This is a genomic window from Nocardia sp. NPDC088792 (assembly GCF_044750615.1).
GTDB lineage: Bacteria > Actinomycetota > Actinomycetes > Mycobacteriales > Mycobacteriaceae > Nocardia.
The window spans coordinates 1-15,260 of sequence record NZ_JBIVKC010000008.1; the positions used below are offsets into that span (position 1 = coordinate 1).

At 64.9% G+C, this 15,260-nt stretch carries 14 protein-coding genes and 1 tRNA gene; 5 read left to right on the forward strand and 10 right to left on the reverse strand.

The window, feature by feature from the left end; genetic code table 11:
- Positions 1-358: hypothetical protein (locus ACIP5Y_RS42545; RefSeq protein WP_400359032.1), on the reverse strand; the 358-nt coding region annotated here is incomplete at its 3' end.
- Between the two features lie 214 nt (positions 359-572).
- Positions 573-1,442, reverse strand: coding sequence for a tyrosine-type recombinase/integrase (locus ACIP5Y_RS42550; protein WP_400359034.1), 870 nt, complete (start codon positions 1,440-1,442; stop codon positions 573-575).
- 668 nt (positions 1,443-2,110) lie between these two features.
- Between ACIP5Y_RS42550 and ACIP5Y_RS42555 the strand changes: the two genes are divergently transcribed.
- Positions 2,111-2,449: a chitin-binding domain-containing protein gene (locus ACIP5Y_RS42555; protein WP_400349036.1), complete on the forward strand. Its 339-nt coding sequence runs from the start codon at positions 2,111-2,113 to the stop codon at positions 2,447-2,449.
- 266 nt (positions 2,450-2,715) lie between these two features.
- Here ACIP5Y_RS42555 and ACIP5Y_RS42560 read toward each other — a convergent pair whose 3' ends face one another.
- Positions 2,716-3,213 carry a DUF6301 family protein gene (locus ACIP5Y_RS42560; RefSeq protein ID WP_400359036.1) on the reverse strand — a complete coding sequence of 166 codons (498 nt, stop codon included), beginning with the start codon at positions 3,211-3,213 and terminating at the stop codon, positions 2,716-2,718.
- A gap of 596 nt (positions 3,214-3,809) precedes the next feature.
- Here ACIP5Y_RS42560 and ACIP5Y_RS42565 point away from each other — a divergent pair.
- Together ACIP5Y_RS42565 and ACIP5Y_RS42570 are read left to right on the forward strand one after the other, a co-directional pair.
- A complete protein-coding gene (locus ACIP5Y_RS42565; protein WP_400359038.1) occupies positions 3,810-4,319 on the forward strand; it encodes a hypothetical protein in 510 nt (169 codons plus the stop codon).
- Between the two features lie 46 nt (positions 4,320-4,365).
- Positions 4,366-4,509 carry a hypothetical protein gene (locus ACIP5Y_RS42570; protein WP_400359040.1) on the forward strand — a complete coding sequence of 48 codons (144 nt, stop codon included), beginning with the start codon at positions 4,366-4,368 and terminating at the stop codon, positions 4,507-4,509.
- Positions 4,510-4,902: 393 nt separating this feature from the next.
- Here the strand turns inward: ACIP5Y_RS42570 and ACIP5Y_RS42575 are convergent, their stop codons facing one another.
- From ACIP5Y_RS42575 to ACIP5Y_RS42595, 5 genes are all read right to left on the reverse strand, one after another.
- Entirely contained in the window at positions 4,903-5,544 is a 642-nt protein-coding gene (locus tag ACIP5Y_RS42575; RefSeq protein ID WP_400359042.1) for a DUF6928 family protein, read from the reverse strand.
- Positions 5,545-5,853: 309 nt separating this feature from the next.
- A tRNA-Arg gene (locus ACIP5Y_RS42580) sits at positions 5,854-5,926 on the reverse strand.
- A 118-nt stretch (positions 5,927-6,044) separates the two neighbouring features.
- Complete coding sequence (locus tag ACIP5Y_RS42585; protein WP_400359043.1) at positions 6,045-6,428, reverse strand: DUF5313 family protein; 384 nt, start codon at positions 6,426-6,428, stop codon at positions 6,045-6,047.
- 135 nt (positions 6,429-6,563) lie between these two features.
- On the reverse strand, positions 6,564-7,484 hold the full coding sequence (locus ACIP5Y_RS42590; RefSeq protein ID WP_400359045.1) for an SAM-dependent methyltransferase: 921 nt from the start codon (positions 7,482-7,484) through the stop codon (positions 6,564-6,566).
- A 145-nt stretch (positions 7,485-7,629) separates the two neighbouring features.
- Entirely contained in the window at positions 7,630-9,099 is a 1,470-nt protein-coding gene (locus ACIP5Y_RS42595) for a flavin-containing monooxygenase (RefSeq protein ID WP_400359047.1), read from the reverse strand.
- Positions 9,100-9,497: 398 nt separating this feature from the next.
- Here ACIP5Y_RS42595 and ACIP5Y_RS42600 point away from each other — a divergent pair, with 398 nt between their 5' ends.
- Together ACIP5Y_RS42600 and ACIP5Y_RS42605 are read left to right on the forward strand one after the other, a co-directional pair.
- Complete coding sequence (locus tag ACIP5Y_RS42600) at positions 9,498-11,135, forward strand: long-chain fatty acid--CoA ligase (RefSeq protein ID WP_400359049.1); 1,638 nt, start codon at positions 9,498-9,500, stop codon at positions 11,133-11,135.
- A 149-nt stretch (positions 11,136-11,284) separates the two neighbouring features.
- A complete protein-coding gene (locus tag ACIP5Y_RS42605; protein WP_400359051.1) occupies positions 11,285-12,904 on the forward strand; it encodes an acyl-CoA synthetase in 1,620 nt (539 codons plus the stop codon).
- 18 nt (positions 12,905-12,922) lie between these two features.
- Here ACIP5Y_RS42605 and ACIP5Y_RS42610 read toward each other — a convergent pair whose 3' ends face one another.
- Positions 12,923-13,345, reverse strand: a complete 423-nt coding sequence (locus tag ACIP5Y_RS42610) for an EF-hand domain-containing protein (RefSeq protein ID WP_397006246.1) — start codon at positions 13,343-13,345, stop codon at positions 12,923-12,925.
- 108 nt (positions 13,346-13,453) lie between these two features.
- Complete coding sequence (locus tag ACIP5Y_RS42615) at positions 13,454-15,157, reverse strand: metallophosphoesterase (protein WP_400359053.1); 1,704 nt, start codon at positions 15,155-15,157, stop codon at positions 13,454-13,456.
- Positions 15,158-15,260: the final 103 nt, after the last annotated feature.

The following is a 15,260-nucleotide window of genomic DNA, read 5'->3' on the forward strand; positions in this document are numbered from 1 at the left end:
CAGCAGACCAGCAGAAAGAACCCGACGCTTCATGAATTTCCTCCACATCCCCGGCATCGATCCGAAATGAACCGAATGCCCACATAACTACGTCGATACTTCGTATCGGATCCGACACCACTAGATCAACGTCGGATAACGGAGTGTGGCTCGAATCACTGTGCAGGAGCAGCTGTTCGCCAACATCCTGCGCGAAATGGGTTCGTATCGCAGCGCGTAAAGAGGGAGTGAGACCATCGATGCGCGAACCGGTATCCGCGTCGCGGTGTTCGTCGCCTGCTCTGCTGGTATCTGTATGGTGCTGTTGGCCATACTCTTCGGCGTTGGCGCGGTCGTCGAGTTCGTGACCGATCTGCACCCAACGCCCGACTGGCTGCCGGACCGCCGCAGGGCATCAGTCGCCTGCCTCCACACGCATCTCTCAGCACGGATCTCCCAACCACACATGCTGATCCCTAAAGTGGCTTCCAAGCTCGGAGCACTCACTCGGACCCATCCTCAATTCGGCATTACCGCGCGTTGAAACGTCATGTGGCTGAGGCCATGTAGGCGGCGAGGATGTAGTTGGGGTGTCAGTCGAGGTTGGTGCGTGCGCGGTCGTAGCGCATGGTGGTGCGCGGGTCGGCGTGGCGTGCGGCGATCTGAACATCGTGGAGGTCGACGCCGGCGTCGAGCATGGTGGTGACGAAGGTGTGGCGCAGCATGTGCGGGTGTATGCGCGGCAGCTGCACCACCGATACCTCGGCCAGGCGCCGAAGGCGGCGGGTGGCGCAGTGGCGGTCCATGCGTCGACCGCGCAGGTTGAGCAGTATCGGCCCATGAAGGCGGCCGTCGACGGCGCGGTCGATCGCGCGTCCCACCGCGGGTGGTAACGGAATCAGTGCGCTCTTGGAGCCCTTGCCGATGGTGTGCAGGACCCGGTGGCCGTGTTCTTCGCCGAGGTCGGTGACATCGCAGCGGCACGCTTCGCTGATGCGTAGGCCGAGGAGCCCGAGCATGGTGACGAGGGCGAAGTCGGGCAGGTTGTCGGAGTCGCGGGCTGCGCAGAGCAGGGCTTCGAACTGTAGGTGTGAAAGGCCTAGTGTCGGTGACTCGTTCGATACGCGTGGTCGGCGGACGTATTCGGCGGGTGAGTGTTCGAGGACGCCGTCGATGACGCAGGTGCGGTAGAACCCGGCCACGACTGCCAGGCGGCGTGCGACGGTGGCGGGTTTGAAGCGGCGGATGTCTTGCATCCATCGCAGGTAGCGTTCGATCTCGGTGCGGGTCACCGTCAGCGGGGCGAGCTGCTGGGTGGCGCACCAGCAGAAGTACAGGCGCAGGTCGGATTTGGTGTGCACGCGCGAGCCGACGGAGAACTGCGCCAGGTAGGCCAGCGCGGCGAGTCGGAGCACGAGATCGTCACCGGCGAAGGACACGTCCAGATCGGAGGAGGTACTCATGCCTCACGATCGCCCCGGCCCGACGAACCGCCAACAGAACACGAGGCAAGCCACCGGCCATACCCTTTTGACTACATGACGTTTCAACGCGCGGTAATGCCGAAGACCGTGCGATGACGTGTCCAGCTTGGACGCCGGTCTGCGAACTATCCGACGAACTGGCACTGTCACTGGGACAATCATCGAGAACACCTCGCTAGGAGGGACTCTCGGATATGACTACACCAGACGACGAAACGTGGACTCCACCAGAGATAGCTTGTCGCGGCGACGTATACAAAACGAAATTTCCCGACGGAACGAGCCCCCTCTTCTTGCAATGCATTCACGGGGAATGGGTGGAGAGGAGTTGCACCGAGGGAACGGTTGCCTACACCGACCCCCAGTACAAAGACCGGGTCTACTGCGGCTTTCCCAAGAAAACGCCGGAATAACATGACAGAGGGCTTCCCGCACCCGTCCTGAATGCGTGCTCATGCCACATGTCGCGCTAATGGACCGGCCAACGCGATGCGACGGAAGATCAACTGGCTGTGACGATCCCGAGGTCGGCCGAGCTGACGTACCCGTGTGAGAACGGCGGAAGTGACAGGGCGGTCAGGGAATGTTGCACGTATATCGCCTGTAGGACAACACATTTGGAACGTTTCAACTTGTAGGAGTAGATGATGGCTAAGTTGACCCCTCAGCAGCAGGCAACCTTGGACAGCTGGCGACCTGTCGTATGCAACTCGAACGGCGACTCTCTCCCGAACCCGGACGATGCCCACTCGTTCTACGTATGTGATAGCGCGGGTGCCCCGGTATTGCAGAGCTGTCCCATGGACGATGCTCTGAATAAGCAGGTCTACAGTCCTGAGCTGGGCACCTGCGTTTCCCCGCGCGATGTCTCTGTCGATGAGAATCCTGCGCCGAGGGCCGAGTTTCAGGCTGTGCCCTCCAAGAGCGCACCGGACGCCCCTGGAGTAGGGATCATCCGCCCGGGTTCCCGAGATGTTGGGTACTGAGCCAATTCTCGGTCGCCGCAGTTTTCGCGGCTGCTCGAGGTAGTTCGGCAAGTTCGACGGCGTCTACGGCAGTCAGTGTGGTTGGTGAACGCGCGGGTTGGCTGAAACGTCCGCTCCTGCCGCGACCCGCGTGTTGGTCGGCCGTCCAAACCGGTTGGCCGCCAGCGCTTCCAAACGTCCGCAACTGCCGAGTTGAGTACATCTGGGCGGTCGTCTTTCGGGAGGGGCGCGGACCGATAGAGAATTCGCAACCCGTGTAGCGAGGATCAGCTGATCTTGGCGCCCCAGGTTCCTGGCGCATCAACGGGTTCGTCGCGTGCACGCTGCGATTCTGGATTTATCAAGCTTACGCACAGCGATCTCAGGGTGGCGGACATAATGAGGACTACTCTCGGAAGGTCCCAACCCGAACTGGGTTCTTCGTCGAAGGTCATTCGAGGTGGCAGTCCGAACTCCTCGACCAGGCGACTTTGGATCGCTTCGAAGCCGCCAACCACGGCAGAACCCACGGCTGCGTCAACTGAGTCCGCGATGTCGGAGACCCATACAAGGATCTCTCGGATCCGGCTGCCATCGAGGAAGACGACCGCCTCTGCTCGGTCAATGGCGAGACCAGTGATCAGGATGGCGCTCTTCTCTCCGCGCCGAGACATCTGCCATCCCAGCGCCCGGCAGAACGGTTCCAAGTCGGCAACCGTCCAGCTCCATTCGAATCCTGCTGCAGCCCTCGCAATTTCGATCGCAGCATCTACTTCGACATGCATTCCTGATCACACCCCAGTAGTTCATTGGCTCGCGAAGCGTAGCGCGAGGGTGCGACACAACATCGACGGCAGACAGGCGACCTCGGCTGCCGCTAAGACCATCCGCTTCTGCCGCATGCCGCGCTGACCGGAACGGCCAGCGCGGCACGGCGGAAGATCAACCAACAGTGACCATTCGAGGCTGGCTGAACGCACGCTACTGCCGATGATCGTGTCTTGAAGGGACCAGCCAATCGATCAAGCACCGCCACCACGCCCCGCCACCACCATCACATCCGACACTCGCGATCCCACCAGCTCCCCCCGACCGAATCCTCACCTCCCACAAGCGAGATTGCCACGAGTGGGATCTCATGGCGGCGACACGCCGAGAAGCCCCCACCACCAGATCCCAGTCGGCGACGCTTCACATCACCGACCCGGAACATAACGTCCGAAACTGCCGCGACCGGGGCGTTCGAGCCTCAGCTGCGAGCCGCTGATGATCGCCTGGCCCCGCACGAATTTTGCGCGTGTCGGATGCCGATGCCCGGTCGTTCCGATTTGGTTGGAGCCCGCCCGGGGGTCCAGGGGCGAACCCATGGCACGCTCGCAGAATGGATGACCCGATCGCGTTCGATCACGAGCAGATGGTTCACCTGGATTCCGGCACGTACCACTGGGTCAGTCTGAAGGCGTTCCGGATTACTGCCGATCGGCCCGACACCGAGCTGCTCGCCGCGCTCGTCCGCCACCCGCAATACCGCGACAACTATGCCGGCGGTGGTCCCGATGACCAAAGCTCGCCCAGCCTGCACGGGCCCTACCTACTCGACCGCATATCCGCTGACAGCTTCAACCACCTCAGCCCAGGAACCGCCCAGACCTTGCTACAGCAGTGGGCCGACCGGGCCAGCGGGACCGTATCTGTCGCTGTGCAAGACGAATTGAACCGATGGGTGTACCCGGTACTGACAGATAGCGTCGTGTTCGAACTTCCCGATCTGACCCACGATGCCGAACATGACTGGGGTTGGATTGTCGGAGCTATCAATGGCTTTCACGAACTTGTCGCCATCGACCGACCCAGCCGCGTCATGACACTCGTCGTTGCCTCCGACGACTGACGCCCCAGTTCGTCTCCAGTATCTGCTACTGCCGCTTACGGGAGTATTGAACACCCTCAGCCGCAGCCCAGGAATCGATGACGCTGCGCTCACCACCGAAGGTGAACTGATCGTTTCGGGCGCATTCCTGGGGTGGGCGCTGCCCTACGGCCTCGACGTTGCCGCGGACTTCCCGCCATGGAACGTCTGACCCCGAGGACCGATAGATACTTGTGACTCCAATGAGGCTGGGCTACATCAGATTTCCGGAATACGAAGGATGATTGCGCCGGGAACAGCAAGGGCCTCCCTCCAGGTCGTAATCGAGCACGATCGTGGTTTCCCCTGGCCGTGAATGAAATTCGATCGATCGGACGACCGCTGGACGTTCCACCTCCGCTTCGGACAATCACTGTCTCGTTTATCCAGATGGGGTTGTCATCGGAGGTGGCGCCGGTCACGAAGATCCATTGCGGTCGTGTCGGCAGGACGTCGACGCGGGCGATGGTCATCAACAGACTGCCCTTCTGCGGGATGCTGCCCTCCTGTCGACGTGTTGCTGGCGGTTGAGTCAGTCATGTAGGGCGACCACGAATTCGGCGTTCTACTGTGCCGCGGTGTCGGTGATTTCATAGCCGAGCATAGGGATCTGGGTGGGGTCGATGTCGGTGGGGCGGGGAACCGCTTCCAGGACGAATCCGAACAGTGCGCGGAGCGCGTGTTCGCCGAGTTCGAGTGGATGGAACGGAAGGGGGTAGCTGTCGAGTGGGTAGTTGTCGTCTACCTCGACCGGGTGCTCGCCGGCCCAGTACGGTGCCTCGAATGGCATTGGTGTCCCGATGTTTTCGTAGATGCCGTCATCGGGTCCAAGGCTGAGTGATCGTTCGAGTTGTCCGTCGGTCCATACCGAGAACGCGAGCCGGTCGGCGGTGCTGTGCATCGAGTGGGTGACCAGTCTGCGCCCTTGGCTGGCCTCGATCCAGTGGGTGGGGAGTGTTGATGGGCGGGTGAAGGAGACTGCCAGGTCGCAGACGATATCGAGTCCCGGCCTGCTCGATGCGTACACAATCGGCGGGCGGGGGAAGGTGTCGGCCAATGTGCCGTCGGGCCGCCGATTCCAGTTCGAGCTCGGATGGATCAGTTCGAGGAGTCGATCGGTGCGGGTTTCGTCGGGATGTCCACCGTCCTTGAGCATGTCGGTGACCTCTCCGTCCGTGAAGGCGAGCAGTGAAGTCTTTGCTCCCATGCCGAATCTCCTGTCGAGGATGCGATGCCACGGACTGAATTCACGGTAGCCGCGACAGGGCTGACACAGCTTGGGCACGCCGCGGAGAGCGGATCAAAGGCAGGGACCAAGCTCGATCGTGTTACGAAGGCATCCGGTGCGGCATAGCCCCCCCGCTGTCCAGAAGAGTGCTCTGAGCTGGGGTGCTAGCTGCCGGCAACCCCCGTAGGATGCGAACCTACGACATGCGACCTGGGGTTTTGTGTTCGTGCCGAGTCCCGTGCGATTTGGGGAACAGGGCTGACCTGCGGAAATGAGGCTTCCCCGAAGTGCCCTCGGCAGGATTCGAACCTGCGACACCCGCTTTAGGAGAGCGGTGCTCTATCCCCTGAGCTACGAGGGCTGGGCGGCGGCTGGGGGGTGTGCTGCCTGGCGGGACGTCGGGGAGTCTACCTGGTGGGAGGGTGGGGAGCTGCATTCCAGGGTGGGTGGGGGCGGTGGCGGGGCGGTGGGAGGGGGTGTCAGTGGGGGTGATTGGCGGTGTAGAGGGCGCGTTCGCGGGGGGTGGCGTGGAGGATGCCGGGGGCGTCGAGGTCTTCGGGGAAGCCGTGCTGGAGGAGGCGGTGGGCGCGGTTGGGGGCCATGTAGGCGGCGCAGTAGAAGAGGGCGAGGATCAGGGAGAGGAGGGTCATGGCGGCTCGGATCCAGAAGGGGCCGGGGAAGAAGAGGAGGAAGGCGGCGAAGATGGGGAGGAAGGGGAACATGCCTCGGATGAGATGCCTTGTGTAGGCGTGTTTTCCGGTCAGGTCGTGCAGGACCCAGGTGTGCAGGTCGGCGGGCAGGGGGCGGCCTACGGTGTAGCCCAGCCATTCGGGGAAGGTGGGGCGGCGGCGCTGGCGGGTCATGATCGCTCCTTTCGGCCGCTGGTCGGCGATGGTCTGTTCGACCTCTGGCCAACGGGTTCAGCTTCGAGCGTGCCCGTGCCGCGGCCGACCGGGTAGACCGCGGCAACCTATGCCGTCATAGATCCGGTTTATGACTTAATTCTTGGTGCCCACCGCGATGATGTAGTCGGCCCACGGGCCCCATACGAGCAGGCCGGGGCGGCTGAAGGTGGCGCGGAGGACCGGGTTGACGCGGTGCATGTCGGGATCGCGGAGGCGCTTGCCGAGGAAGCGGGCCAGGGGGAAGTAGACGTCGCGGCGGATGGAGTAGACGTTCACCTGGTCGAAGCCGGCCGCTTGCAGGGCCTTTCGGTAGCGGCCGAGGTCGAGGACGTCGCGTTCGATGCGGTCGCTCGGTTGCTGGCGTGCCTCGACGCGGTCCTGTACGCGCAGCATGGGTTCGGTGATCGCATTGCGGCGCACCGTGATATCGGCGGTCACCAGTTTGCCGCCGGGCTGGAGGACCCGGTGCGCTTCGGCGAAGAACTGTGCGCGCGAAGGGAAGTGGAAGGCCGATTCGAGGGCCGTCACCTTGGTGCAGGAGGCGTCGGCGCGCGGCAGATCGATGGCGGAACCGTATTCGAAGCGAATGCGGTCGGACAGCCCGAGTTCGGCGGCCCGCCGGGCGGCGATATCGATCTGCTCGGTGGCGATGTTCATGCCGATGATCTCCTTGGGCCCGTATTCGCGGGCCCACAGGAAATCCTGGTCGCCGTAACCGAATCCGACGTCGAGCTGGATGTCGTCGGGTCCGAGTCCGGCTTCCCGGGCGACCAGCCGGGCCAGGTCGCGGCTGGCCTCGTCCAGGCTTTCGGGTGCGTCGTGCCAGTAACCGAGGTTGATGAAGAGGGAATCCTCGCCGAACAGGTTCTGCGGGCCGACGATGTCGTAGACCCGGCCGACGCGCTGGCCCGTCGGCAGGAAGGGGACCTTGGCCCACTCCAGGCATTCGCGGGCCCAGCGCGAGGTGCGCTCGGACAGGGTTTCGACCGGGATGCCGGCGGTGGTCAGCGTCATTGAGACCTCCGAAGGGATCGGATAATCCTCGACGCTGTCGCCTGTGTCTCAGACAATCTAGCGTCGAGATGAACACAGTCTCAGACAGTTGCAGCGCGCAGTCAAGGAGCCGTGCGCGCGGCCGCGCCACCCCGCCCGCACCCGCTCAACGCCGGGCGGCCCGCCGCTCGTCGAAGTCCTTCGGCGTGAACCGGCTTGTCTTCCAACGGAACAGCACCGTCGCGCCGGGCCAGTTATTGGTGATCCGGCCGGACGCGTTCCGATACCAGCTGGAGCAGAAGTTCCAGGGCGTGTCCTGCAGCCGCCGCTGCAGCCAGTCGTCCCAGCCCTGCTCGACCTCCGGCCGGGCGGACAGGAACTGCCCCGGCTTACCGGTCAGATACCGCACCACCTGCCGGATGTACCGGGACTGCGACTCCAGCATGTAGATGATCGACCCGGACCCCACATTGGTGTTCGGCCCGTACATCATGAACAGATTCGGGAACCCGGGCACCGACATGCCCAGATAAGCGCGCGCACCCTGCGGCGACCATTCGTCGGCCAGCTTGCGCCCGTCGATGCCGTAGATGTTCATGGGCGCAAGGAATTCCGTGCCCTTGAAGCCCGTGCCGTAGACGATCACATCCACCGCGTGCTCGACGCCGTCGGCGGTGCGAATCCCCTTGGGCGTCACCGACTCTATGGCCGTCGTCTCCACACTCACATTCGACTGCCCCAGCGCCGGGAAGTACTCATTGGAGAACAGCCCGCGTTTGCATCCGGCCGCATAATCGGGAGTCAGCTTGGCGCGCAACGCCTCATCCGGCACCTGATCGCGCCGATGCCGATCGGCAATGGCGATCACCGGAGCTTTCATGGCCGGAATATCGGTGAGCGCCAAGGCGAGTACTTCGAAGAAGCTCCAGATTGCGAACCGCTCCGCCAACTGCGTCACCGGCACGTACTTGAACAGCGCGTGATGCAGCGGACTGTATTCGGTATCGAACTTGGGCAGCACCCACGCGGCGGAACGCTGGAACAGCGTGAGGTGCTCGACCTTCGGCTGAATCGCCGGAATGTATTGGATCGCACTGGCTCCCGTGCCGATGCAGGCCACCCGCTTACCCGTGAGATCCACCGAGTGATCCCATTCCGCCGAATGGAAGGCCGCGCCCGTGAAGGTGTCGATGCCCGGCAGATTGGGCAGCGCCGGCCGCGACAGCTGGCCCACCGCGGGAATGAGGATATCCGCGATATGGGTGACCCCGTCCGAGGTGTGCACCCGCCAGATCCCGGACTGCTCATCGAATTCCGCGTCGGTGACCTCCACCCCGAACTCGATCCGGGACGTCAGGTCGTATTTCTCGGCGACCGTGCGCATGTACTCGTGAATATCGGCCTGATGCGAGAACCGGCGCGGCCAATCGGATTTCGGCTCGAACGACCACGAGTACAGCGGTGACGGCACGTCACAGGCCGCGCCCGGGTAGGTGTTCTCCCGCCATACGCCGCCCAGATCGGCGGCCCGCTCCAGGATGGTGAAGTTGCCGATCCGGTTGCGCATCAGTTCCAGCGCCATGCCGAGCCCGGCGAACCCGGCGCCGATGATGAGGATGGACGGTTCTCGCTGCATACCTGAACGGTAGAGCTATCACCGCTGGTGGCGAAGACATACCCGGTCAGTGAATCGGTATTTTCGGCCACCGTGGTGACCTGCGACGATGTCCTCGACTGGACAGTTCGCCATCGGCCTGCATATATTCACGGAAGATATTGCTCCAATTTGCTTGTCCTGGTTGGTGATTGGCTGTTTCTGTGGCGCCGCAGGGGGCGTCATCAGCGCGTCGTCGCAGATCAGGACCTCCGGGTCGGCCGGTCGTCGTGTTGGGCGGTGGCGGGCCGGCCGACAAAGCTGCGGGCGGCGAATGTGGGGTTCGCCGCCCGCAGCTCTTTGTGTCCGATTTCGGCTATCCTGCGGGCTAGTGACTCAGTTCACTCTTCAGATGGCACTTGGCGAGGAGCGGTTGGGAAATGTTGAGCACCATGCAGGACGAGCAGCTGTCATTGGCGACGCTGCTGCGCTACGCGTCGACCTTCCAGGGCGACAGCCACGTCTCCACCTGGACCGGTGACGGGGTCCGCACGCAGACCTACCGCGAGGTCGGACAGGATGCCGCCCGGCTCGCCAATGCGCTGCAGGGCCTGGGTATCCGGGTGGGTGATCGGGTCGGCACGTTCATGTGGAACAACAACGAGCACATGGTCGCGTACATCGCGGTGCCCGCGATGGGTGCGGTATTGCATGCGCTGAACATTCGCTTGTTCCCCGAGCAACTGGTGTTCGTGGCCAATCACGCCGAGGACCGGGTGGTCATCGTGGACGGCTCGCTGCTGCCCATGTTCGCCCAGTACCTGCCCGGCATGAAGACCGTCCGCCACGTCATCGTGGCCAATGGCGATGCGAGCGCGCTCACCGCGCCCGAGGGCGTCACCGTGCACTCCTACGCGGAACTGCTCGCCGGGCAGCCGGACACCTACGACTACCCGATCATCGACGAGCGGTCCGCCGCCGGCATGTGTTACACCTCCGGCACCACCGGCGACCCCAAGGGCGTCGTCTACTCGCACCGCTCCAACTGGCTGCACGCCATGCAGGTGATCTCACCCAACGGCATGGGCTTCACGGCCCGCGACAATGTGCTGGCCATCGTGCCGCTGTTCCACGCGAACGCCTGGGGCATCCCGTACGCCACCCTCATGTCCGGCGCGAATGTGCTCATGCCCGACCGCTTCCTGCAGCCCGCGCCGCTGCTGCAGATGATGGCCGACCAGAAGCCGACCTTCGCCGCGGCCGTGCCGACCATCTGGGGTGGCGTCCTCGCCGGCCTGCAAGCCAACCCGCAGGACATCACGCACCTGCGCACCTGCGTGGTGGGCGGCTCGGCGGTACCGCCGGCCATGATGCGCGCCTTCCAGGAGCAGTACGGCGTCAAGCTGCTGCACGCGTGGGGCATGACCGAGACGTCCCCGCTGGGCTCGGTGGCGCACCCGCCGGTCGAGGCGGAGGGCGAGGCCGAGTGGGCCTACCGCTACACGCAGGGCCGCTTCCCGGCGGGCGTGCAGGCGCGACTGGTCGGCGAGGACGGGACCGTCCAGCCGAACGACGGTGTCGCGTGGGGTGAGCTGGAGGTCAAGGGCCCCTGGATCACCGGCGCGTACTACTCGCCCTCCGGCAGCGCGGTCGACGCCGACAAGTTCCACGACGGCTGGTTGCGCACCGGCGATGTCGGCAAGATCAGCCCCAATGGTTATCTGACCCTGGTGGACCGGTCCAAGGACGTCATCAAGTCCGGTGGCGAGTGGATCTCCTCGGTGGATCTGGAGAACGCCATCGTCGGCCACCCGGCGGTCGCCGAGGCCGCGGTCATCGGCATCCCGGACCCGAAGTGGGACGAGCGGCCACTGGTCGCGATCGTGCTCGCCGAGGGCGCCGACGCCAAACCCGAAGAGCTGCGCGACTTCCTGGCCGACAAGTTCGCCAAATGGCAACTGCCCGAATACTGGACCTTCATCGAGGAAGTGCCCAAGACCAGTGTCGGCAAGTTCGACAAGAAGCGGCTGCGCGCCCAGCACGCCGACGGCTCGCTGACGGTCATCACCCTGTCCTGAACAGAGACCGCCATCCTCCCGTGCGCCATGGGAGGGTGGCGGAATCGGTCAACCACCGCACCCGCGGCTTCGCTTACCGTTGACTTCGAGGGGCCCGCACCACGCGGTCGAGGGCCCCGCGGTCATCGGGGACTAGAAGGGGTGCATGTATGACGCTCGGACTGATCCGTTCGGTGGGGGAGCGCGCCTACACCGAACTCGAATCGGCTCGCCTGGTCGCCGGGGCCGGGCTGGCGCGGCTGGAATCGCCGACCAATCTGCTGGCCGCGGCCACCGCCCTGCTGCGCTACGGCACCTTGGCCGCGGGACTACGTCTTTCGGCCGCGCGTTATCCGACTCGCACCGCCCTGATCGACGAACTCGGTGCGCTGACCTTCGCCGAACTGGACGACCGTTCCAACCGGCTGGCCAATGCCTGGCGCGAGCGCGGACTGAAACCTCGTGAGGGCGTGGCCATTCTGGCCCGCAATCACCGCGGCCTGCTGGACGCCACCTTCGCCGCCGCCAAGTGCGGGGCCCGGATCATCCTGCTGAACACCGATTTCGCGGGCCCGCAGATCCGCGACGTGGCCACCCGCGAGGGCACCGACCTGCTCGTCTACGACGACGAATACGCGCACATGCTCGACGAGGTGACCCCGCGCCGCGGCAGCTACCGGGCCTGGACCGAGGAGCCGCGCGACGACAGCCTGGAGTCGCTCATCGCCGCGGGCTCACCGGTGCCGCCGCCCGCGCCCGGCGCCGAACCCAAGATCATCCTGCTCACCAGCGGCACCACCGGCACTCCGAAGGGCGCGCCCCGCGCGGAGCCGAAATCGTTTGCGGCCCTGGGTGGTCTGCTGTCGAAGGTCCCGTTCCGGACGAACGACGTGGTCGAATGCTGCGCGCCCATGTTCCATACGCTCGGCTTCGCCATGGCCGTGCTGGCGCTCGGCTTCGGCTCCACCCTGGTGGTCCGCCGGCGCTTCGATCCGCAGGCGGCCATCGACAGCGCCGCCGAGCATCACGCCACCACCATGATCGTCGTGCCGGTCATGCTCAACCGCATGATGGACCTGGGCGGGCAGGCGCTCACCGGCAAGGACCTGTCGGCGCTGCGCATCGTCTTCGTGGCGGGATCCCAACTGGGAGCGCAACTCTGCCGCGAGGTGACCGCCGCCTTCGGGCCCGTCGTCTACAACCTGTACGGGTCGACCGAGGTCGCCTACGCCACCATCGCCACCCCCGAGGATCTGGCCGTGGAACCCGGCTGCGTGGGGCGACCGGTGCTGGGCGCGCGAGTGGAGATCATCGACGAGCGGGGGCAGCCGGTCCCGGCCGGCGTGACCGGGCGCATCTTCGTCGGCAATATCATCCAGTTCGAGGGGTACACCGGCGGTGGGCACAAGGAGATCGTCCGCGGGCTCATGTCCTCCGGCGATGTCGGCCATTTCGACAGTGCCGGCAGGCTTTTCATCGACGGCCGCGATGACGACATGATCGTGTCGGGTGGTGAGAACGTCTTCCCGGTCGAAGTGGAGGAACTGCTCTACACCCACCCCGCCGTGCGCGAGGCGGCCGTGCTCGGCGTCGACGACGAGCAATACGGCGCCCGGCTCAAGGCTTTCGTCGTCATCCACGACGGCGCGACCTGCACCGAGATCGAGGTCAAGGAGTACGTGAAGTCGAACCTCGCGCGGTACAAGGTCCCCCGCGAGGTCGTCTTCCTCACCGAACTGCCGCGCAACCCCACCGGCAAGGTGCTCAAGCGCCGGCTGCTGGAGGCCTGACCGGGGCGCGGAGCACCGTCACTCGGCCAGCGTGGCCAGCAGGGCCGCGAACTCCGCGCGGGACAGGTAGCCGTCCCCGTCGACATCCGCCGCGGCGAGCAGGGATTCGGCCGATTCGTCGGTGAGACCCGGGCAGGTGCGGAGCAGGGATTCCAGCTCGTCGAGTTCGATGAGGTTGTTGCGGTCGATATCGAAGGTGTCGAACGCGGCGTCCGGATCGGTGATCTCCGGATCGTGGTCGGCGCGGGCGGCTTCGAACTCCTCACGGGAGACGAGCCAGTCGCCGTCGGTGTCGGCGGCGGCGACCAGGCGCTGGACCGCGTCGGCGTCGATTTCGAGGCCGAGAGCCGTGATCCCGGCCAGGATATCGTCGGCGGAGATGAGGCCGTCGCCGTCCTGGTCCCACAGGTCGAAGGTATCGGCGGACTGCTCGCTGGGCACTGGTGCTCCTCGGTGCGTAAAGCGGTGACGCTTAACTGCTTTGGTCTGGAAATGTTCTCCTGCGAGGAGAATTCGACCGTACCGAGGAGCGGTGGTCAAGACGGGACCTTACGAGCGGACCTGCCGGCGATACGTCAGCTTGTCGAATTCACGGCCGTACTCGTCCACGGCCACGACATCCATTTCGCTGGCGAAGAATCCGGGGCGGACATCCACGCGGAGGAACGAATAGTTGCGGAACCGGACCCGGGACCACGGCGCCGCCTCGTCCTGCTTCTCGCCGTCCGGTGTCCATACATAGCTGTTGGGGACGGTGGTGTCGGCAACCGTGTTGCCGCGGTACGTCTCCGGTGAACCCGGCTGGAAACCGTAGCGGGGCCGGCCGCCGCCACCCACCGTGTAATAGACGGTGCCGTCGGTTTCCGGGTAGACGACCGAATTGTCCTCCGCGGCATGGGTGGCACTGCCCGCGCGAATCGGATCGGTGCGTTCGAAAACATGATTGTGGCCCTGCAGCACCAGATCCACCTGATAGCGGTCGAACAGCGCGCACCAGGCGTCGCGCACACCGCCGTCGCTGGCATGTGAATCGGTGGTCGAGTAGGCGCAGTGGTGGAAGAAGCAGACGATGAAATCGATATTGCCGTCGGCGCGGTGCGCGGCCAGCGTGCGCTCCACCCAACTGTTCTGGGCGCCACCGGAATAGCCGGTGTTCGCCTTGATCTCGTAGGAGATGTCATTGGCGTCCAGCGACAGCACCGCCACATTGCCGTAGGTGAAGGTGTACGCCGACGGGCAGCCCGCGGGACCGTTGCCCGGCAGGTCCAGGCGGGCGAGATGACCGCCGTAGCCGTGGGTGTCGTAGGCGGCTTCCATATCGTGATTGCCGGTGGCGAACATCCACGGGGTGACCGAGGCGCTCGGCTCGATCGCACCCAGATAGGCGTCCCACACATAGGGATTGAACTTGTCGAAGCCGCGCGCGGAGTGGCCGCCGGACGGGACGAACTGCGGGCTCCTACCCGCCCCCGACGGATCGGCGTAGGCGATATCGCCCGCCAGGACATGGAAATCCGGTCGGCAGTCGGCGATCCGGCGCAGCACATTGGTGGCGTGCGGGGCGGCCGGGTCGTTGTCGGGTTTGTAGTAGCGGTCGTCGTAATCGCCCGGTGCGAGACCCGGCGGCTGCGTAGGGGTTTCGTCGGTGCCCTGATCGCCCATCATGGTGAAACGGAAGGGCAGCACGGCACTCCGCGCCGTGGGCAGGGCGGTGGACGCGGCACGGATATCGCCGGTGAAGCCGTCGGAGGTGCGCCAGCGGTAGAAGTGCGGGAGGCGGGCGGGCAGGCCGTCGACGGGCGCGTGCACATAGAACTGCTCGGCCGCGAGTACGCCGCCGTCGCTCGACGGGATCTGGGTCACCAGGTTCCGTACCTCGGCCTCCAGGGTGCCGCCGAGGGCGGGGGTGGGGCCGTGATCGAGGAAGACCTTGGCGCCCTGCGGATTGCGTGAGAGTTGCGCGCCGAAGCGCAACTGGCTCGCGGCGTCCGGGCCGAAACCCACATGGCGGCCCGCCACGGCGAGCTGCGCGTCCTCGGCATAGGCACGCTTGGCAAATGGTGAGCCGCCGAGTGCCGCCACCGCCGCGGCGGCCGTCGAACCGCGCAGGAAGTTGCGCCGGGACACCGGGTGCCGGCGCAGGTAGGCGCGGTGCCACTGGTGTTGTTCGGCCATGGTCAGGTGCGCGGCCAGGGCTTCGGGAATACCGGTGTCGGGAATATCGCCGGTGGGATTCAACGGATTCGACGGCATGCAGTCGGATGCTGCTCGAAGGGAACCGGACAATCAACCCCTAAGCCATCGCGGCGTGGCGAATTATTGGTTAATTCCGGCGAGTAGGGGTCATCGCCGCTCC